General features: G+C 65.7%; 12 protein-coding genes and 1 pseudogene. 4 read left to right on the plus strand and 9 right to left on the minus strand.

Annotated features, from left to right (window positions below):
- Positions 1 to 149: 149 nt before the first annotated feature.
- Complete coding sequence (locus tag AB0D31_RS05205; RefSeq protein WP_362717457.1) at positions 150 to 1463, minus strand: MFS transporter; 1314 nt, start codon at positions 1461 to 1463, stop codon at positions 150 to 152.
- Positions 1464 to 1937: 474 nt separating this feature from the next.
- On the opposite strand from AB0D31_RS05205, the gene AB0D31_RS05210 reads away from it, so the two are divergent.
- The gene (locus AB0D31_RS05210; RefSeq protein WP_362717198.1) at positions 1938 to 2117 is read left to right on the plus strand and encodes a hypothetical protein; all 180 of its coding nucleotides are present in this window, start codon (positions 1938 to 1940) and stop codon (positions 2115 to 2117) included.
- Positions 2118 to 2392: 275 nt separating this feature from the next.
- Here the strand turns inward: AB0D31_RS05210 and AB0D31_RS05215 are convergent, their stop codons facing one another.
- Positions 2393 to 3055 carry a hypothetical protein gene (locus AB0D31_RS05215; RefSeq protein ID WP_362717201.1) on the minus strand — a complete coding sequence of 221 codons (663 nt, stop codon included), beginning with the start codon at positions 3053 to 3055 and terminating at the stop codon, positions 2393 to 2395.
- Between the two features lie 210 nt (positions 3056 to 3265).
- Here AB0D31_RS05215 and AB0D31_RS05220 point away from each other — a divergent pair, with 210 nt between their 5' ends.
- Both AB0D31_RS05220 and AB0D31_RS05225 read left to right on the plus strand, forming a co-directional pair.
- Positions 3266 to 4156 carry a helix-turn-helix transcriptional regulator gene (locus AB0D31_RS05220; protein ID WP_362717203.1) on the plus strand — a complete coding sequence of 297 codons (891 nt, stop codon included), beginning with the start codon at positions 3266 to 3268 and terminating at the stop codon, positions 4154 to 4156.
- Positions 4153 to 4352 (plus strand): annotated as a pseudogene (locus tag AB0D31_RS05225) (aldo/keto reductase); the annotation flags it as partial. The gene AB0D31_RS05220 and the pseudogene AB0D31_RS05225, both read left to right, overlap by 4 nt.
- Positions 4353 to 4567: 215 nt before the next feature.
- Here AB0D31_RS05225 and AB0D31_RS05230 read toward each other — a convergent pair.
- From AB0D31_RS05230 to AB0D31_RS05260, 7 genes are all read right to left on the minus strand, one after another.
- A complete protein-coding gene (locus AB0D31_RS05230) occupies positions 4568 to 5221 on the minus strand; it encodes a helix-turn-helix domain-containing protein (RefSeq protein ID WP_362717206.1) in 654 nt (217 codons plus the stop codon).
- Positions 5222 to 5311: 90 nt separating this feature from the next.
- Positions 5312 to 6079, minus strand: coding sequence for a PD-(D/E)XK nuclease family protein (locus tag AB0D31_RS05235; protein ID WP_362717209.1), 768 nt, complete (start codon positions 6077 to 6079; stop codon positions 5312 to 5314).
- Between the two features lie 395 nt (positions 6080 to 6474).
- Positions 6475 to 7398, minus strand: a complete 924-nt coding sequence (locus AB0D31_RS05240; RefSeq protein WP_362717211.1) for a hypothetical protein — start codon at positions 7396 to 7398, stop codon at positions 6475 to 6477.
- A gap of 27 nt (positions 7399 to 7425) precedes the next feature.
- Positions 7426 to 7560, minus strand: coding sequence for a hypothetical protein (locus tag AB0D31_RS05245; RefSeq protein WP_362717213.1), 135 nt, complete (start codon positions 7558 to 7560; stop codon positions 7426 to 7428).
- Between the two features lie 22 nt (positions 7561 to 7582).
- Positions 7583 to 7933, minus strand: coding sequence for a hypothetical protein (locus tag AB0D31_RS05250; RefSeq protein WP_362717216.1), 351 nt, complete (start codon positions 7931 to 7933; stop codon positions 7583 to 7585).
- 241 nt (positions 7934 to 8174) lie between these two features.
- The gene (locus AB0D31_RS05255) at positions 8175 to 8759 is read right to left on the minus strand and encodes a hypothetical protein (protein WP_362717219.1); all 585 of its coding nucleotides are present in this window, start codon (positions 8757 to 8759) and stop codon (positions 8175 to 8177) included.
- Positions 8760 to 9217: 458 nt separating this feature from the next.
- A complete protein-coding gene (locus AB0D31_RS05260) occupies positions 9218 to 13525 on the minus strand; it encodes an FG-GAP-like repeat-containing protein (RefSeq protein WP_362717222.1) in 4308 nt (1435 codons plus the stop codon).
- 807 nt (positions 13526 to 14332) lie between these two features.
- On the opposite strand from AB0D31_RS05260, the gene AB0D31_RS05265 reads away from it, so the two are divergent.
- Positions 14333 to 20371 carry an RHS repeat-associated core domain-containing protein gene (locus tag AB0D31_RS05265; protein ID WP_362717225.1) on the plus strand — a complete coding sequence of 2013 codons (6039 nt, stop codon included), beginning with the start codon at positions 14333 to 14335 and terminating at the stop codon, positions 20369 to 20371.
- Positions 20372 to 20929: the final 558 nt, after the last annotated feature.

The following is a 20929-nucleotide window of genomic DNA, read 5'->3' on the forward strand; positions in this document are numbered from 1 at the left end:
TACAGCCTGTCATGGGGGTCCCCCCTGGCCCTGAAGGCCTTGGGGGAATTTGAGGACGAGCGCCCTCAAAGCGCGAACCGAGGCCTGGGGCAGAGCCCCGGACTCCTGAACCGCAGCCGTCCACAACCCGAGGAGGGTGGCGAGCCGGCTCAGGGGACCGGATTGCGGGCGTCGTACCGCGCGAAGCTCCGCCGGGTCAGCCCCAGAACCGTGACCGCGAGGACACACGCCACCCCACCCCCCACCACCATCACCGCGGGCGACGTGAGATCGGCAACCGTTCCGGCAAGGAAGTCACCCAGCCTCGGCCCACCCGCGACCACCACGATGAACACGCCCTGCAACCGGCCCCGCATCTCGTCCGGCGCCGCGACCTGCATCATCGTGTTGCGGAACACCATGGACACGGTGTCCGAGAACCCCGCGACGGCCAGCATGAACAGGCCGAGCCACAGTTGCCGGGTCAGTCCGAACGCCGCGATGGCCGCGCCCCACCCGCCGACCGAGATCAGCACCGCGAGCCCGTGCCGGTGCACGCGGCTCTGCCAACCGGAGAACACCCCGCCGAGCAGCGCGCCGATCGCGGGAGCGGCGACGAGCAGGCCGGTGGTGCGCGCGTCACCTCCGTACCAGAGGACGGCGACGGCCGGGAACAGGGCGCGGGGGTGGGCCAGGATCATCGCGCAGAAGTCGCTGAAGAAGGTCATCCGCAGGTTGGGCCGGGTGGCGAGGAACCGCAGCCCCTCCATGACGGAGGGCCGCTTGGTGCCGCCGGCCCCGCCCGCAACCCCGCCCGGGGCACCGCCCGCAGTCCGCTCCGGCAGCATCGCCGGCAGCCGCCACATCGCGTACAGGGACGCGGCGAAGGTGATCGCGTCGATGAGGTACGCCGTCTTGTACCCGGCGAAGCCGACGACGAGCCCGCCCAGCATCGGCCCGACGAGCGTGCCGGTCGTCATGATCATGGAGTTGAGCGCGTTGGCGGCAGGCAGGTGCTCGGGCGGCAGCAGCTTGGGGATCATCGCCGAGCGGGCCGGCCCGTTGAGCGCCTGGCAGATCGACTGGAGCGCGATGACGGCGTACAGGAACCAGACGTTCGCGACCCCGGCGAACGTGCCGGCCGACAGCGCCGCGGAGAGCGCGGCGGACCCGAGCGCGCTGTAGAGGCCGAGCTTGCGGCGGTCGACGGTGTCGGCGACGGCACCACCGTACAGTCCGAACACGACCAGCGGTACGAGGGTGAAGATGCCGACCAGACCGACGTAGAAGCTGGAGCCGGTGAGGTCGTAGACCTGGAGCGAGATCGCGAGCGCGGTCATGCCGCTGCCGACCCAGGAGACCATGTTGCCGAACCAGAGCCTGCGGTAGTCGGCGGATATCCGGAACGGGGTGAGGTCGGCGAATATCCGCCCCCGGGTCCGCCCGGGCCCGTTCCCCGCCCCGTCACCCGGGCCGTCGGCCACCCCGTCGCCCGGGCCGGCAGCGGACCCGGTCTCGGCTCGGGCTGTGCCGTGCGGTGGTACGGGGGGCTGGGCGGGCTGCTCGGCTTGTTCGGTCACGCGGGATGCTAACCCCGGCCGGGAGGGGGGAGGTAGGGCCGACCTCACAGCGGCACCGTCCGGGGCCGGGGCGCGGAACCGGCGCGTCCGCCGAGGCCCGGACCGGACGCCCGTACCCCGGCCGGGTCAACGGGCCGGACAACAGTTTCGCGACGGTTGCGGGGCCCCGCGGACCGGCCCGGGAACCGCCCCGCACCCATCGCCTCAGGTCGGGGCCCTGACGGCCGTACCCGGTTGCCGGGACCACCTTTACGCCACACCTACACGCGCGCGCCGAACCCCCCGCCCGCCGCTACGCTTCCCCCGATCAGTCAACGTCATCGCCGCCCCCGCCTTCATCAGGCGGGGGCGGCGACGCATCTCGCCGAGAGGCTCACCATGAACACCCTGATCTCCGCCGCCGCCCGCACCGCCGCCGCCCCCCGGACCACCCGGCGGGTGCCGCTCACCGCTCGCGCGGCCGCCCAGCACGCCGGCCAGGCCCCCGCCACCCTCAGCCGCATCACGACGCCCACCGCCAACGTCCCGAGCGCCTCGGCGTTCCAGTCCGCCCTGTGAAGACCTCGTTTTAACCCCAACGCCCCACCGGGAAGCCCCCGCCACCCGCCCACTCCGTGCGCGGCACCGGGGGCTTCCTGCGTTCCGCCCGTGCGGAAGTCCAGTACCGAGGAATCCAAACTGGGCGGCCTCAACAGGATCCCGGACGAGTGGGTGCGCGGACACCGGAGCCCGGTCACGCTCGTGCAGCACGGTCACGCTCGTGCAGCACGGGGACGGCCACACGCGCCATTCCGGGGCCGGGACCGGCGTACGCCTGCCCGGCGCCCCGTTCGCTACTGCACCGCCGCGCTCTCCAGGACCGCGTCGACCTCGCGAATGCCGGTCGGTTCGGGCGACAGGGCGATGCCGAGCAGGAAGGCCGACCCGCCACTGTTCTGCGTGACGACGGTGAGGCGCAGCCGACCCTCCGTCCCGTCGGTGTCGTGCGTGTTCAGCACCACCGTGTACGCGGGGCGCCCGCTCACCTTCGTGGGCTGCGACTCCTCCAGCGTCCTGGTGCTGTCCGGGTAGAAGAACTCCGCGTTGGAGTGCGCCGCCGACTCGGTGAGGCGTCGCAGCGAGGACTCGTCGGCGGGCCCGCCGCGCCCGGCCATCACGACGGCTCCGCTGTGGCTGTCGGCACCGGTCCTGGCGATCGACGACGTGAACGCGCTGATCAGGTCCTTGCTTTGGTCTTGCTTCCAGCCCTCGGGGATGGCGTAGGAGAGACCGGCCACGGTGTCCGTCACGCGCGGCCGCCCGGCCAGCGGGGAGTGGTCGTCGTCCCGGACCAGCCACCACACCGTCACCCCGGCGAGAAGCACCGCGACCAACGCGCCCACGCCAACAATGAGCCAGGCGCGCCGACCGCGCGGCGCGGGCTGCGGCACGGGCACGGGCACGAACGGAGGTAGCGGCGGGAAGGGCGGCATGGAGACCGGCGGCGGTGTCGTCATGGCCTCAGCTTCCGCCCCGGCCCGGGACGCCGACCTGAGCGGTCGTACTCAGTTCCGTACTCAGGTCGCCCGAAACGCGAGGCCGGCTCGGGGCAGCGCTGGTGCAGGCCGGCGTGCAGGTCGCGGAGCCGTTCCGCGGCGAACCGTCCTTTGCCGGGTGGGTGCAGCGCACCCACGCCCCGGCGTCCGCCCGCGATTAGCGTGGCGGTCATGGAAAGCGTGAACGAACTCGGTGATTACCTGCGCGCCCGTCGTGCGGCGGTCGCCCCGGCGGATATCGGCCTGCCCGATGACGGCCCCCGACGGGTGCCAGGACTGCGGCGTGACGAAGTGGCCCTGCTCGCCGGGATGAGCACGGACTACTACATCCGGCTGGAGCAGGGCCGCGAGCGGCATCCATCCGAGCAGGTGCTGCGGGCGATCGCCGGGACCCTTCGGCTGGACGACGCGGCGACCACCCATCTCTTCCGGCTGGGTCTGCCCGCCGTCGGGACGGTGGCTGCCGCGAGGACCGTCGCTCCAGAGTTGCTGCGCCTGATGGACGGCATGCGTGAGGCGCCGGCCTTCGTGGTCGGAGCGGCGCAGGACGTGCTGGCGGCCAACGCGATGGCGCGGGAGCTGTACCGCGGGTTCGCCCGGTACGACAACCTACTGCGGATGATCTTCCTCGATCCCTTCGCGCGTGAGTTCTACGCCGACTGGGACCACGCGGCGAGGATCGCGGTGGGCAACCTGCGGGCATCCTCATCGCAGTTCCCGCAGAACGGGCGGATCGAGCGGGTCGTCGGCGAACTGAGCGTGCGCAGCCCCGCCTTCACGGGCCTGTGGGCGCGCTACGAGGTCCGTCCTCGTACGCACGAGGACAAGCACTTCCGGCATCCGCAAGTGGGGGAGATACGTCTGCACTTCGAGGCGCTCGCCGTCACCAGCGCTCCCGGACAGCATCTGTCCGTGTACAGCGCGGAACCCGGCAGCGCCGACGCCGACGCGCTGGTCCTGCTCGGCCGGCTGTCCGAGCAGGAACCGGACAGGGCGGACCGGACCGACCCCGCAGAAGAAACCACAGAAGAACCCGCAGAAGAAGGGGAATTGCGAACATGACCGCGTCTCTGTCCGACGCTGCCGGCACCTTCGAGATCGCCGCAAGAAGGTCGCCCGTCTCGGTTTCGGCGCCATGCGCCTGCCCGGACTCGGGGTGCGGGGCGAACCCGACGACCGCCGGGGGTGCGTCCGCGTGGTGCGCCGCGCCGTCGAACTCGGCGCGCAGCTGATCGACACCGCGGACTTCTACGGCCCGACGGCCCGACCACCCGACCACCCGACGGCCCGACGGCCCGACGGCCCGACCACCCGACGGCCCGACGGCCCGACGGCCCGACCACCCGACGGCCCGACGGCCCGACGGCCCGACCACCCGACGGCCCGACGGCCCGACGGCCTGACGGCCTGACGGCCTGACGGCCCGATCCAACAGCCCCGCGCGATCGCGGAGATCGCCACCGTCCAGAACCGCTACAACCTCACCGATCGCAGCGCCGCCGACGTCCTGGAGTACCGCACCCGCCACGGCATCGGATTCATCCCCTGGGCGCCCGGTGGCCGCGGGCGAGCCGGCCCGCCCCGGCGGCCTGGTCGACCGGACCGCGACCGCCCACCGGGCCCGCCCGTCACAGGTTGCGCCGGCCTGGCTGCCGGCCCGCCCGCCCGCCCGCCCTGGGATTTTGCGGGCGGCTGCTTCCGCTGGGCCTCACGGCTTTCGATGTCCCGGTACGTCATGGCGGGCTTGGCCGGGGCAGACCGCGCTACGCCAGTCCGGGCCTTGTGGGGGTTCTTGGGGGCAGCCTTGCGTGCCTCGGCAGCCGCTTTGAGTTCGGGAGTGGTCGGCGTGGGCGGCACGCCGAGCGGGAAGACGCGGTAGACCGCCGCACGGCCCGCTTTGCCCGTCTCGACGCGCTCGACGAGGCCCTTGGCGATCAGTTCCGTGACGATGGTGATGGCGCGCTTGTCGGTGACGCCAACCCAGGCTGCAAGGCGAGTGAGGCCCGGTCGGGCCAGGCGTGTCTCGTCGTCGGCGCTGTCGGCGATCTTCATGAGGGCTAGTTTCTGGCTCTGGCTCAGTTCGTCGGGCGGCAAGTACGCCGCGGCGATCAAGAGTTGGATGGACACGGTTCCCCTCGGGTGGTGCAGGCATGGCGGCAGGACGGGGCGCCCCGCCCGCCATTGGCGGGCGGGGCTGAAAAGTGACGGGTTGTGGGGTCAGGCCGGTCCGACGTTGATGACCGCAGCCGTCCGTCGGCCGGTCTTCCGCCGGGGTACGGCCAGCCCGGCCTCCTTGAGGTTTTTGACCATGCGGTCGGCGTCCGGCTTCATGGGCACAGGTATGCCGGCGGCCTCGTGCAGGGCGGCCATGGCCTCCACGTCGTCCTTCTCCTCGTCGTTCCCGCCCCGCCAGGAAAGGCGGTTGGGCCCGTAGATCCCAGCTGGGGAGCCGTCCAGCTTCTTGCGTGCGAGCTTCTTGATCCGGTCGCCGTCGCTGGCGAGTTCGTGTCCCTTCACGTAGTCGAGGAGCGCCTGCTCGCGGTCGGCATCGTTGTGAATGAGGGCAGTCTGCTCAGGGATGCCCGGGGCTGTCCCCGGCCAGCACAGGGATCGGAACGGGCAGTAGTCGCAGATTGCGTCGAGGCCTGGCCCGTCGAAGTCGCGCGGTATCTCCTCGGGGACGGTGGTCTCGCGCACGCGCTCAACCCACCACTGGGCCTCGGCAGCACGCTGTGGATCGAATTCGATCTCCTGGATGTGTTCCGCCCCGCTGTCGCGGTTGATGAAACGGAAGCGGATGCGACCGATGCAGAGGGGCCCTAGGCGCGACAGGTACCGCTGACCGGGGACGTCCTCGAAGCCCTCTTCGTGCAGGGCGCCAGCGTAGAGATACACCTGCCGCAGTTCGGCGGCCGTGGCGCCATAACGCAGGACCCGGTCCCACAGATAGGTCGACTTCGTCTTCACGTCCTCCACGGTGAGCACGTCGGCGGGTATCACAGGTCTGTGCCGGGCAGGGCAGGCGTGCGGCTGTCGCCGCATCAAGCTGGACGACATCGACGTGCCCCCGGATCAAGTGGTCCTGCACGCTGCGCTCAACCAGCCATCCGTACTCAGTGCGCGCCGACTCCAGCAGGCCGAAGTGGATGAAAGTGCCGAGGATCGCGGCCCGCTTGTCGGCGTGATCAGTCGGGGTGGTGCCGTGCAGGATGTAGGCGGCACGTCGGCCGCACACGGTGTCGGATGCGCCGAGCTGTGTCTGAAAGGAGCGGGGGCGGCGGGCGTCGACGTCATGAGCGGCGTCCCAGATAGAAGGTGCGACGCCGTCAACGATGGTGACTACAGACATGGGAGTCCTCCAAGAGATGAGTGCGGGCCGGTCACTGCTCGGCGTCCGCGTCCTGCTCGGCGGCCTTCCGCTTGGCGGCGGCACGGAGCTTGTCGGCGTCGCTCAGCGGGCCCTCGCCCATCTCCGGGTTCGGGTTGTCCAGTTCGGCCGCCCGCTGCTCGGCGGCGGCCCGGACTGTGGCGATCTCTTCCCGGCCGAGGCGATTGGCGGGGTCGGGAACTGAGCGCCACAGTGCGGCGAGAGCTTCCTTGTCTTTCAGGTCGGCGATGCGGGTCAGCCACGGCTGAACCCGGTCACCGGCGGGCGCGGGCATGATGCGCGGCTGGGATTCGACAGAGCAGCCGAGCTTGTTGAAGACCAGGTCCTCGATGCTGAAGTCCCGAAGCGTCAGCGGCTTCTTCTGCTCGACACGGACCCGCAACGACCGGACCTTGATGACCTGCGGCTCAGCACCGCGCTTCATCCGCACCCAGCACGTCGAGTCGAAGCCCAGATCCTTCTGAGCCGAGACTTTCCACTCGCTCATGTTCCGGATCGGCTGACCGTTGTCGTCCGTCGCGCTGACCTGCTTGCCTCGCGCCAGGACGATGGAGATGCCCGGCAGGGTGCGCAGCAGGTAGATGATCCTGTTCCACCGCTCCAGCGCGTCGTTCCACAGGCCGATGTCGTACGCCGCGTCCGGGTCATCCCGCAGCAGCGCACGGTTCTTCAGCGTCCTGCGACCTCGCTCGTACGTCCAGTTGGTGAGCATCCGCCACAGAGCGGACCCGGAGTCGATGGTGAGCACGACCGGCGGTTCCCCGGCTGCCGCCGCACGCCGAGCTTCAGCGTGCACGGCTTCAACCTGTTCGAGGATGTCCCGGTAGGTTCCGTCGTGCTCGATGATCAAATAGTCGGTGCCATCGATGGCCGCATACTCGTCGGCCGAACCCTCGTCGAGGTCGATCCAGTACATCTGACCGATGCGGTCGCTGCTGGAGAACTAAGCCGCCGAGTAGGTCTTGCCGGCGCCTTCCTCTCCCTCTATGAGGAGGAGGGGCCACGGGACGATGCCGGTCGGCTTGCGGGTCTTGAGTTTGACGGCGGGCGGCTTTCCGGCGCCCACGGGTGCGTTCACGGTATGGCTCCAAGAGGTCGTGTCAGTCCGCACGCAGGGCGCGGACTTCGAAGAGCGGGGTCCACTCCGGGTGCTCGGCCAGCAGGAGCCGGACGTACCGGGAGCGGTAGTCGTTGTTCAGCGCGAACTCGTCGCCGCGGGTCGCGGCGCCGTATCGGTAGCGCAGGAGCTCGAAGAGCATCCCGATCCCGATGCGGCTGAACCCCTTCTGTGCGCAGTCCGCCGTCATCACCGTCAGCTGTCGGAGCACCCAGGGGTTGAGGGCGTGGAACGCCTCGAACCGCTGCTGGATGGTCAGGTCACGGACGTTTTCGGGATGGCGTACGAGCTGGATGTCTTCGAGGCCGAACAACGGTTGTTGCTGAGTCGGCAAAGTCCCCCCTCAGAGATAGTGCGAACACTCTGGAGTGTTGGAATCTATCTGCGGGCGTGAAGAATGTCGATCGGCAACGGTGGCCGCAAGCGTCGGCGGCCCGCGCGAGCGGCGCCATGCGGCAGTAACGGTCAGGCGCACGGCAACCCCCAAAGGAATAGAGACACACCCCCATCGAGTGTGCTTCTATTTTATATGCATACGGGGGTTAGATCAACATCAACTAGCGATGAAAACAAGGCTACTTGGCCTGCTTCGCCGCAGGACCGCGCGGGATAATCCTCGCCCCCGGGCCGTCATAGGTCCCCGTACGAAGAGCCGCAAGAACACCGCCATCGAGCGACCAGTCGACGGTGCGCGCGCCCTGCTGAAGCGCCGGAGCATCCTCGACCACCGACTCAAGCAGCCAGATCGGCGAACCGGAGAGCGTGTAGTCAGAGGGGCGAAGGCGACCGGTGGTCACAGCCTTCCGGAGCAACGCAGTCGACGGCAGCCCGAACAGGGCCACCAGCTCCGTCTGGCCTACCAGCGGCGGGAGTTGGTCGACTTCGCCAACCCAATATCCCGGGTCCTGCTCCTTGACCAGGCGGGCGAGCTCAGCTTCGTTGAGATGCTTGGGGCGGGGCGTGGTCTCGCCGAAGCCCTTCACGAACTGGAGCAGCCAGTAGGGCGAGCCACTGATGATCTTGGCGTATCGGTAACCGAGCGTCTGGTCCCTGCTGATCCACTGGCTGACCTGGAGCCGCTTCACGTTGTAGAGCGCAGCGAACTCCGCCCCACCAGCCAGGTACGGCTTTCTCGCCGCCGGCCTGTCCTCGCCTGCCACTCCATCGCCTCCCGGTCCCCACACTCGTGCACATAGATTGTAACCAAGGAGGGGCGGGGAGTTCGCACCCCTGGCGGATCCAGTTACGGTGAGTGCTCCAAGAGGTCGAGGGCCCACATTGTGGGGCCCTCCCCTTTTGCCTTGAAGAGACCTCAGGCTCGCTGGCAGACAGTCACGACCACACCAGCATCACCGTCGACACGGGACCGTTTCCTGATTGGGCCGTTTCTCGATCCGCCACTACGGCGGCGCTCGTTCTCAAGGCACCTCGCGCACTTACAAGCAAGACGAAGACGACACGCTCATCGCGATGGCGCCTGGTGGGCAGCCGACGTGCAGCTACTCGCCACAGATGGCTGCGGCGCTCATAGCCAGGGCGCTTGCCCCATCGATGGGGGCATGCCACGGCCCACCACGGTGTAGACGTCCGGGCGGGGACGTGGCACTGATCGGTTCGGCTAGTTGTAGGGCCTAAGGACAGTGTTGGCTGCGTAGCTCCAGTTTGCTGGGGTGTTGAAGGAGTAGCCGGGGGAAGCGCCGTTGAGGGTGCCGTCAGGCTTGGTGGTCCAGGTGAACATGCGGCTGGTGCCGTCGCTGTAGCCGTACATGGCGCCGACGTCGTCGCGTCCGTCGCCGTTGAAGTCACCAGTGGTGATCATCATGTGGTTGTGGTCCCAGTTGCCGGGGTCGGATTTCCAGGCCTGGGTAGGGGTGTTGAACTTGCCGTCGCGGTTGCTGGTGGCGACCAGGGTGTGCATGGCGTCGCTGCCGTCGGTGTAGTCGTACCAGGTGATGATGTCGTCGATGCCGTCGCCGTTGAAGTCGCCGGCCTGGAGGTAGGTGCGGTTCCAGTCGCCCCATGAGGTGATGGTGCTGCCCCAGGAGGTGAGGTCCGGCTGGAAGGCGCCGGTGGGGCTGGCAAGGAAGGTGTGCATCTTGAGGGTGCCGTCGCCGTAGCCGTAGAGAGCGGCGATGTCGTCACGGCCGTCGCCGTTGAAGTCGCCCGTCACGGCCTTGCTCTTCTTCACGTCCCACCATCCGGCGGGCATCGCGTTGCCTTCGAAGGGCGGGTTGAAGCCGCCGCGGACATCGGCGGTGAGGGTGAACAGCCGGTCGGATCCGTCGGCGTAGGAATACCAGATGGCGAGGTCGTCACGGCCGTCGCCGTTGAAGTCACCCGACTGGAGACTCATGCTCTCGGAGTACCAGCTGCCCTTGGCGGAGGTGTAGGAGACAACGGGGGCCTGGAAGCCGCCGTCCGGCTTGCCGAAGGCGGTGAACACCTTCATCAGGCCGCCGCCGTAGTCGTAGGTCATCGCCGCGTCTCCGCGGCCGTCCCCGTTGTAGTCACCTGTCGCGAACCGCATCTTGTCCACATTCCAGCTGCCGATACCCGAACTGTATGAACCGAACGGCGCGTTGAACGTGCCGTCCGAGTTCGTCAGGAACGACTGGAACGCGGCGTGCCCGTCACTGTAGTTGTACCAGGACGCCATGTCGCTGCGCCCGTCGCCGTTGTAGTCGTGGCGGATGTGGGTTCCGCTGGACCACAACGCCTGGCTTTTGATGTTGTAGACAACGAGGTTGCCGCGGTCTTGGAGCAGGGCGTAGCCGCCTGCAGTGAGTCCCGGGGTTTTCGTCGCATCGAGGTCGGTGCCCCAGAGTTTGGTGGTGCCGTCGGCCGTGTAGACACGGAGGTTGCCGTCCGTGTTCATGGCAGCCGTGGCGCCAGGATTTCCGCTGGTCTTCGTCGACCACAGGACCTTGTCGGCATTGGAGGTGATGACGAGGTTGCCGTCGGTCTGCATGGTCAGCTTGGCCGACCGTGAAGTGAAGGACTTCCCGGAGGCGAGAGTGGTGCCAGCTGGGATCCGGGTGCCACCGGTGACGCCGTCGATCACGAAGGAGGTCCCGAAGGAGTTGCCGTCGCTGCCAGGGGCTTTGCCCTGCCAGCCGATCACGGTGTTGTCGGTCTTACGGGCCCACAGATCGGGCAGTCCGTCACCGTTGATGTCGCCGACGGAGCCGACCGTCGGGAAGGTGCTGGCGGGTACCCCGCTTCCTATCTTCACGCGCTCCAGGGCGTTGCCCCAGGTGGTGGGGTCGAGCTTGCCGGTGTTGGGGTCCTTCCTTCCGTAACTGCGGTAGATGTCACCGCTGTTGTTGTCGCGCAGCCATAGGTCAGGGATTCCATCGTTGTTGAGGTCGCCGGGGGCGATGACGGTGAACTTGTCCCAGTCGCCGTTGCCGACCAGAACGGGACCGCCGTCGTTGTCGAGCGTGAGGCTACTGCGACTGCCGTAGTAGGCCCACAGCTGCCTGCCCTCCTTGACTAGCAGATCGGGGTTGTGCTGTGGGTCGTTGTTGATGTCGCCGGGGGTGACGATCTGGTCTGCGTCGTGCCAGTGGTCGTCGCCGTTCCAGTCATCGCCGAAGTCGCAGCCCAAGTCAGGATTCTTGTCGGGGCAGTTGACAGACAGAGGCTTCCTGTCGCTGCCGCCGATGGCACCTTCTCCATTGTTGGGGTAGACCCAGAGGCCCTTTCTCTTATCGGCCGTGTTGTTCTCCAGAGCAACGAGGTCGTTGTAGTTCTCCTGCGTCCAACCGCCAGCGGAGCCGACCTGGGCGCCGTCGAAGGAGTTGCCACCATTGGTGGCAGCAGCGAACTGGCCATTACCCTGCCCGGCGTAGGTGAGCAGAGTGCCGTTGGAGTCGACGCTCCAGATGTCTCGATTGCCGTCGCCGTTCAAGTCTCCGAGGGCGTCCCGGTCCTTGTTACGGTTGGCGTAGTAGACATAGGTGGCAATGTCCGAACGGTTGCCGGCCTTGTCCACGCTGTAGGCGTACACGAAGTGCGGGCCGTATCCGGGGGGTTGTACGGACGCCGGGATGCCAGGGTCGACTTCCCGGATCTGGGCGTTGCAGTCAGTCCACCAGACGTACTTGGCCACGTCGGTGACGCCGTTGGAGGCGAAGGAGAAGGTTCCGGTGTCATGGGCCTTGCCAGTCGGGCTGGGCCAGCCTGCCTCGCCATTGGGGAATTTGCCATCACTCGACGAGATCACCGGCGGCTTGCTGGGCCGGGTGCGGTCGACGGAGAACTTACAGGTCTCGGACCACGCGGAGGCGGCCCCGTCGGAGTCCACGGTCCGAGCCCGCCAGGTGTAGCCGCCAGTCGGCAGGGTGTCGTCGGGCACGGCCCAGGTGGAAACCTTACCCTTGGCCGCCGGAACCGACATGGGAATGGGTGTCGTGCTACCGGACGGGAAGACCTGGAACTGGGCTGTCAGGTTGCCGCCGTCCGGATCGTCGAACTTTGCATACATACTGACCCGCGTATTGCCGATCAGCCCTCCGCTCGCGCACGAGGTGCGGGGGCTGGTGCCGAGCCCGCTGGGGGTGCTGGGCGGGTTGTTGTAGACGGTCTCCAGTGTCGCGGTCTTCGGGTCGAACTTCTTCCAGCCGAAGGTGTCCTTCTCGTCGCTCGCATACAGGCCCAAGTTCAGGCTGGCCCAGTTCTTCGAGGCAGCCTCCCGAACCTTGGCGGTGGCGTCGAACTCCAGGTTGCCCGCGGGGCAGTCGTCGCTGCCCTGCCAGCCCTTGGCATCGTTGACCGTGTAGAGCTTGTTGTACTTGGCAGGCTGGTTGTTCCAGGTCGTCTTCGACGAGATTCCCCCCACGCTCCACAGCTCCACAGGGCGGGCCTGGCATGACCACGACCATACGTTTCTGATCCGGAACGTGGAGGACTTGACTTGGGTGCCTTTGATGTTGGAGGTGTCCATCTGGAAGAAGGACCGCGAGAGGCCGTTCGTCTCGTTCTCGTAACCAACCCGCACCACATCCTTGGCGTTCCAGAAGGAGGTCCCGGGATACTTCTGGTAGACGCGGGTCCAGTTCTGCCGCTGCCCCCAGGCCCACGATGGGTCGATGAACACCGGGTACTTGGTGTCCGCTCCAGTCAACAGCTGCTGGTCCGGCTTGATCTCCAGCGTGCTCCCAGAGACCGTGGTCGGCATCTGGGCATCCCTTGCGCCTGCCGCCGGATCGAACGCGTCCGCAGGCGTCTCCCCCGCGTCAGCGGCGCCAGCGGCGTCTGCAGCGGGCGCCAGGGCCGACTTGACAGCGAGACCGGAAGGGGCGGAGGTGGCAGTGGTGGAGTCCCACATCAGTGGGGTCGGACTGGTGAATACGGTCTCTCCAGCGGGGTTGACCGCGGTGAGGCTACCCGTCGTCGCGTCAGTGGACACGTTCAGCCCGACCGTCCCCAATGTGTACTTGAGCGAGGCGAGGTCGGGATTCTTCGCCGCTGCCGCGGTCTTGACCACCAGCAGCTGGGAGAATCCCTCGACCTCGGCCTTCAGTTGCAGATCCACCCCCGGCAGCACCTCGGCGTAGGTGGCTACGTTCTGGTTGAGCGTTGGCTTCGGCAGCGGCTTGGGCCAGCTCAGGGTCAGCGCCCGCCCATCCTTCACCCCCGACAGCAACGGAGCACTGCCGCCTCCGGAGAACGTGACTGCCACCGTTGACGCCTTCGGTGCCACGCTGCCATCGGAGGCGAACACGAGACTCGGATCGGTCGGAATCCAGGCCCCGTCTCGCAGCATTCGTACCGGTGTGCCGTACCGCTTGACCTTCCACGTCCCGTCGGGCAGCGCCCACGTGTCCGACGACTCCGTCCGCGCCGACGTCAACTCATACGGCTCCCCAGCAGACTTGGCCAGTTGCAGTGCATTGTCCTCCTCGCTCAGGGAACCATCCGTCACCGGATCCGCAGCCTCTGCTGCGGTAGCCGGTGTCGCCGTGGAAAGTGGCCAGGCAGCCAGGGCAGGAACAACGAGTGCCCCTGCCAAAGCCATTGCTATCGCAGGCGTCCGTCGACCTCTTCCAGGCCGGGCCGCCGCCCTGTGTGTGTGCATCGCACCAATCCTTTTCATGTCAGGAAAACGAGTGGAACTCTATAACCCGCGACGAGGCGATGAAGGCGGTCGGGCTAAGCGATAGTACCGGGGATCTTTTTACGGTCGACAGAGCACCCTTATCTCTTCTTTATTGACTCAAAACGGACACGCAGGGGGCGCTCGGCAACCTCCTGACCAGCCCGCTTCCGCGCCAGCCGGAAACCTACCGAGGGTTTTTGCCGGAGTTGTGCACATTTCCTTTACCAAATCTAGCCGAGTTAGGTACGCCACCTTGACACCTATTTTATGTGAACTGCTACCCTCCGTCGGTCGTTTTTGAATTAGCTCGAGGGGTGGGGCGTGAGCCGTTTCGGCATGCGTGTACTGGCAGTCTCACTAGCTGCCGCAGTCATGACGGGGGTGTTGCCGACGGCTTCGGCAGCGGCCGCGGGGAAGGAGCCCGGGCCTCGGAGGCCCTCGTTGAAGCAACCTGCCGCTGTGCCTGTTGAGAAGGTTCGTTCAGGCGGGGTGAAGCGGCCTGAAACCGCCACCGTTACCCCATGGAAACAGCCGAAGGTGACCTGGCCGACTGCGGGTTCCGCCGAGGTCGACCTCACGGGCGCCGGCACTGTGAGTTCCTCAGACACGCTCGGACGCGGGGCGAACTCCGCGATGGGCGCCACCGCCCCCACGGGTGGAAAGAAGCGGGCGGGTACGCTGCCTGTATCCATCGCCAGTGCGCCTGGTCGGCCGGGTTCCGGGCCGTCCAAGGTCAAGGTGACGGTGGCGGACCGGTCCACCACGCAGAAGGCAGGTGTCGACGGCCTGCTGTTGTCGGTCAGCCGCACGGATCGGGCTGCCATCGGGCCTGGCACGGCGCAGATTGAGGTGGACTACTCAGCCTTCGAGCGCGCCTACGGCGGAGACTGGGCATCTCGGCTCCGACTGGTGCAACTGCCCTCTTGCGCTATGACCACGCCAGAAAAGGCAGAGTGCCAGATCGGTAGACCGCTCGCGACCACAACGAACAACTCACAGGCACGCACGCTGACCGCGACCGTGGATGTCCCTGCATCAGCATCTTCCTCACCTCGGACTCCAGCCGCATTCACGGCGACGGCGTCTCGTGCGTTGGTGCTGGCCGCTACAGCGGGTAACTCCGGGCCCACGGGCGACTACAGGGCAACCTCGCTGCAGTCTTCCGGGTCGTGGACGGCTGGCAGTGCGACTGGCGCATTCAGCTGGTCATACCCGATCGGTGTTCCGGCAGTGCCTGGCGGGCCGAAGCCCAGCCTCTCGCTTGCCTACAACTCCCAGTCAGTGGACGGCCGTACTGCTGTCTCGAACAGCCAGCCGTCCTGGGCAGGCGATGGCTGGTCACTGGACCCCGGCTTCATCGAGCGCCGTTACAAGCCCTGCAATGACGACAAGACCGGCGGCACGAACACCACCAAGGTCGGTGATCTGTGCTGGTTTAGCGACAACGCCACGATGTCGCTCGGCGGCAAGTCGACCGAGTTGGTCTACGACCAGGACAAAGGCTGGCACCCGGCGAAGGACTCGGGGGAAAAGGTTGAGAAGCTCACCGGGGCCTCGAACGGCGACAACGACGGTGAGCACTGGAAGGTCACCACGACGGATGGCACCCAGTACTTTTTCGGGCTCAACCACCTCCCCGGCTGGAAGGACTCATCCACACCAGCCACGAACTCGACCTGGACCGTACCCGTGTTCGGTAACCAGGCCGGTGAACCCTGCTACAACGCCTCCTTCGCCTCGGCCTGGTGCCAGCAGGCCTGGCGCTGGCAGCTCGACTACGTCGTCGACGTTCACAACAACGCAATGGCCTACTACTGGAACACCGAGACCAACAACTATGGCCGCGACGTATCCGAAACGACGGGCAAGGCGACGCCGACCCCGTACGTCCGGGGTGGCTGGCTGGACCACATCGACTACGGTCTGCGATCCGACAGCGTCTACAGTGCAAATGCCATGGGTCGAGTCAAGTTCGACGTCTCCGAGCGCTGCTTGACCACGTGCGACACCTTCGACGACACGACCAAGGCAAACTGGCCCGATACACCGTTCGACCTGTACTGCAAGGACGGCGCCGCTGAGTGCAAAGACCAGACCACCCCGACCTTCTGGTCCCGCAAACGCTTGACCTCGATCACCACCAAGGCTCTGGTCGGCGGCGTGTACAAAGACGTCGACTCCTGGTTGCTGAAGCAAGGGTTCCCCGCATCCGGCGACGGCATATCCACCCCCATGTGGCTCGAGTCGATCACCCGCACCGGTAAGGCAGGAGGCACAGCGAGTCTGCCGCCGGTTACGTTCGCTTCGGTGCAACTACCGAACCGCGTGGACAAGTTGGGTGATGGGCTAGCCCCGTTCGTACGCCTGCGCCTTTCGCAGATCACCACTGAGTCCGGCGGCACCATCGCCGTGAACTACTCCGCGCCGGACTGCACAGCCAGCAGCCTGCCCCCGGCGGACGGGTCTAATACGACCCGTTGTTACCCCGTGAAGTGGGAGTACGAAGGCGGTACCGCCAAGCAGGACTGGTTCAACTCCTATGTCACTACCCAGGTGTTCGAAGGAGACAATCTGGCCGACACCCCGGACAAGGTGACGTCTTACTCCTACCTGGGCGGAGCCGCCTGGGTGAAAAGTGCCGACGAGTTCACCAAGCCGGAGGACCGCAGCTACTCGGTGGCACGCGGTTACGAGCGGGTGCAGACCCGCACCGGTGCCGCCAACGATCCGAAGACCCTCTCCGAGACCCGCTACTTCCGCGGCCTCGACGGCAAGGACGTCGCAGACTCCGCTGACGTCGCGGTCACTGACCGCGACCAATTCGCAGGCATGCAGCGTGAGACCGCCACCTATAACGGTGACGACACCAGCAAGCTGATATCCGCGACTTCGTATACCCCTTGGCGCTCCGCCGCCACCGCAAGTCGTCCCCGGGCTGGGCTGTCTGACCTCGAGAGCTATATGACGGGAACGGAGAAGGAGTCCACCCGTACCGCCATCAGCAGCGGCACCCGCGTTACCGAACTGACGCGGCACTATGACGGCTACGGCATGGTCGACTGGACCTCAGAAGCTGGCGATACCAGCAAGACTGGTGACGAGAAGTGCACCACCACCAGCTACGCCCGAAACACCAACACGTGGTTCCTGAACAAGGTCTCCCGCACCGAAACTGTCGCTGTAGCCTGCAACAGCACCGCAAGTCGTCCTGCGGACGTGCTGAATGACATGCAGATGTACTACGACAATGGAGCCCTGAGTGCAGCCCCCACCAAGGGGGACTTGACTAAGACCGGGAAGCTCAACGGCCAGGGCGACGGCAGTGACACTGTGTCTTCTACCCCCAGTCTCTGCGGCCTGGCCAAGAATCAACTCTGCTACGACATGTATGGCCGTCCCTTGGCCACGGCGGACGCCTACGGGAAGGTGACCACCACCACCTACACACCGGCCGTAGGCGAAGCTGCCAGCAGCAGCACGGTTACCAACCCTCTCGGTCACACAGTAACGACGGTATTCGATCCTCTCCGTGGGCAGCCGACCCAAGTCACCGACGCCAACGGGAAGGTCTCTACCACCGCGTATGACCCGCTCGGCAGGGTGAGCAAGGTGTGGCTGCCGACCCGTTCGGCCACCATGTATCCCGACTCCCCGAACTATGCGTTCGATTACTTGATCCGTAATGACGGCGCGAACATCGTGACGTCCAGATCGCTCAACCAAGACTCGGAGTACAAGACCAGTTACGCGTTCTACGATGGGCTGTTGCGTCCGAGGGAGACGCAGGAGAGGTCGCCGGACCTCACCGGACGCCTGGTGACGGAGACTTTCTACGACACGCGCGGCCTTGCCTGGCGGTCCTCAGGAACCTTCTACACCGATGGGGCTGCAGAGCCGGTACTGGTCACGGGCCAGGAATTGAAGTATCCGGCCTCCACCGACACCGTGTACGACGGAGCCGGTCGCACGACCGCAGTGATCTCCAAGAAATTTGGAGATGAGACCAAGCGCACCGCCACCGCCTATAGCGGCGACACGACTACGGTCGTTCCGCCCGTCGGCAGCACGGCCACCACGACCGTAGTAGATGCACTCGGCCGTACTACCGAGCTCAAGGAGTACACCGACGTCGCGCGCACCAGCAGCCAGTCCACGCTCTATAGCTACAACAAGCAAGGCAAACTGCAGCATCTCACCGACCCATCGGGTGCCCAGTGGACCTACACCTACGACTTTCGCGGGCGCGAGACTGAGGTGAACGACCCGGACAAGGGAATCTCCAAGACCGCCTACGACCAGGGGGACCGCCCCACTGACACAACCGATGCCCGTGGCATCACCCTGCACACCGACTACGACGCTCTAGGCCGACGCACCTCCCTGAAGCAGGGCAGTACGGTCCTGTCCACCTGGGAGTACGACGCCACCGCCAAGGGATACCCTTCGAAGTCCACCGAGTATGTAGGCGGCAAGGCATACGAGTCGGCAATCACCACGTACAACGGGCTCTATCAGCCTGTGAATACACAAGTCACCATCCCTGACAGCGAGGGCTCCCTGGCCGGCACGTATAAATGGACCACCTCCTATAACCCCAACTCCGGGCAGGTCATGTGGACCAAGCAGCCCGCCATCGGAGGACTGCCTGCGGAGACGGTCACCACCAAATACACCCGCGGGTCCGGCTTGTTGGCTCTGATGGGCACGGGCACCGATGCCCTCGTCGCCGACGTCACCTACGACCACTACGGGCGCAATCAAATCGAGAAGTACGGCGCCCTCGGGCAAGGCCTGAGTGTCTCCAACACCTACGACGAGCACACAGGCGTGCTCACTGACACCTACCTCGACAAAGACACGGCGCCGCAAAGGATCGAGGACAGCCACTACACCTACGACCAGGCCGGCAACATAACCGCCCTGTCCGCATCGGTAGGTCAGGACGCGGCCCGGACGACCGACACCCAGTGTGTCAACCTCGATGCGCTGAAACGCATCACGGAATCCTGGACCAGCACCAGCAACACCTGCACCGCCGCCCCATCGAGCTCAGTGGTTGGCGGACAGGACGCGTACTGGACCAGCTACACCTACGATGCCATCGGCAACCGCAAGTCCGAAACACAGCACACGACAGCCTCCGGGCCCACCTCGGACACGACCCGCGCCTACACGTCCCCCCTTGCGGGCAGCCACGCCCTGCCCAAGGTCACCCAAGCCGGCGCCAACGCCCACGATGAGACCTACTCCTACGACAAGAGCGGTAACACCCAGACCCGCACCATCGGCAGCGTCACGCAGAGCCTCGCCTGGGACCAGCAGGGCCGCCTTCAGTCCGTCGCCCAGGGCGCCAGCACCACCAGCTACCTGTACGACGCCGAAGGCCAGCGCCTCATCCGGCGCGACGGTGCAGGCACAACGCTCTACCTGCCGAACGGCAATGAACTGCTCCTTAAGAAGGCCGGAGCCATCACCGGAACTCGGTACTACAGCACCGGCGGCAAGACCATCGCCATGCGCACCGGCGGCAAACTCGCGTTCCTGTTCAGTGACCATCACGGCACAGGAACCACTCAAGTCGCCGCCGACGCGACCCAGGTCGTCAGCCGCCGCAAGTCCACCATCTTCGGTGCGCCACGCGGCAACCAGCCCGCCGGATGGAGCGGGGACAAGGGGTTCGTGGGCGGCACCATGGACGGGGCCACAGGCCTTACCCACCTTGGTGCCCGTGAATACGACCCTTCCCTGGGCCGCTTCATCAGCGGCGACCCGCTGATGGCACTCGACGACCCCCAGTCCCTGAATAGCTACACGTACAGCAACAACAACCCCATTACCTCATCCGACCCCACTGGGCAGGCTCGCATTTCGTGCGTCCAGGGGTTGACCTGCGGGGAACAAGAGAACTTCATCGAGTCCCACCAGGCGCCGGATATATTTTCCGGAGAAACCTGGGGAAGCACCTACAGTGACTTCCCCAAAACTAATAAGCCGGTTCTGTACTACACCCCCCTTCCGCGGCCGCTCTTCAGCCTCGGAAACGGAACACTCTCAGACTACGTCCACGCAGACACAGTTCCGTTGGGAATTGTCGAAGACCCTGAACATGGCAATCAATGGGAGACGTCCAGGGCACTCTTCTTGGGGTGGCTGTGGGGAGGCGACTTCCCGCTCTCGGCAAAGCAGACCTTCAGGGGTGGCGATGCCTTCACTGCAACCCTTGCCTCGGATGACACGATATCGGCCATCAGGTACATGCTCAGCGCGGAAGCCGCCTCCAAGGGGATGAGCTCCTCCTACGCGAAGAAGGCCTACCAGTTCTCTTTCCAAGACAAGGGGCCGGAGCCCAACAGCCCGTGGTATAAGGCCAATTCGATCCGCGGCGCCATCTCGGACGTGGCGGGGGTCCTCACTAACGGAAAAGTCGGAACTAGCAACTATGCTGACGCCTTCTTGGGATCATATTCGGGTACGGCGCAAATAAAATCAGTCGACCCGAGAAATGGCGTGGCCCGAGTACAGTTCACTGCACATAACCTATCGGACTGGAATTCAGCCACCCACGTCATACCTCGTAGCTGGAACCCACTGTTCGAGGGAACCTTCGGGCAGAAGGTGGAAGAGAACTTCTCCTGGCAGGAAGATATTCCGCTAGACTGTCGAGTTCCGTAGGGCGAAGCTGCCAGACTGCCGGGGGCCGCTCACTCAGGACGACCCCCGGCACTGTGATCACTGTGAGAAACCAATGAAGAATGTAAGCGTTCGTAAGCTTTCCCTCTTCTCCATGCTCCTTACCGCCGGGATGCTGGCAGGTTGTGGACGGGGGGAGGAGAGCGCAAAGGTGGAATACTCTAGTATCGTCGGAATCTGGTCAGGAACAGACGGGGGGAAGGTTACGTTCAAAAGCGATGGGACATTTAGTTCAACCCGGCTGGGTAGACTTTCGTCGCTCTTTAAGGACTGCCCAAAGTCTGACGCATCGGGCACGTGGGGATTCTTCCAGCCCACCAAGTTTGGCGATGCAGTCTCGGATTCCGCCAAATCGGGTAGCACCATCGGGCTGACGTTCAACAATATTCGGCAAGGTGGGTGTGACGTACGCGTGAACGTAATCAATTCCGGCGCATCAATATGTTTCACTGACGACCCAGATGTTTTGTGTGACGCCGGTTTTCGTCTTTCTAAGCAGTCCTGACCATCCAGCACCGCTTCAAAATCCGGCTGATCGCG

The sequence above is a fragment of the Streptomyces sp. NPDC048361 genome (genome assembly GCF_040651795.1).
Lineage (GTDB): Bacteria > Actinomycetota > Actinomycetes > Streptomycetales > Streptomycetaceae > Streptomyces.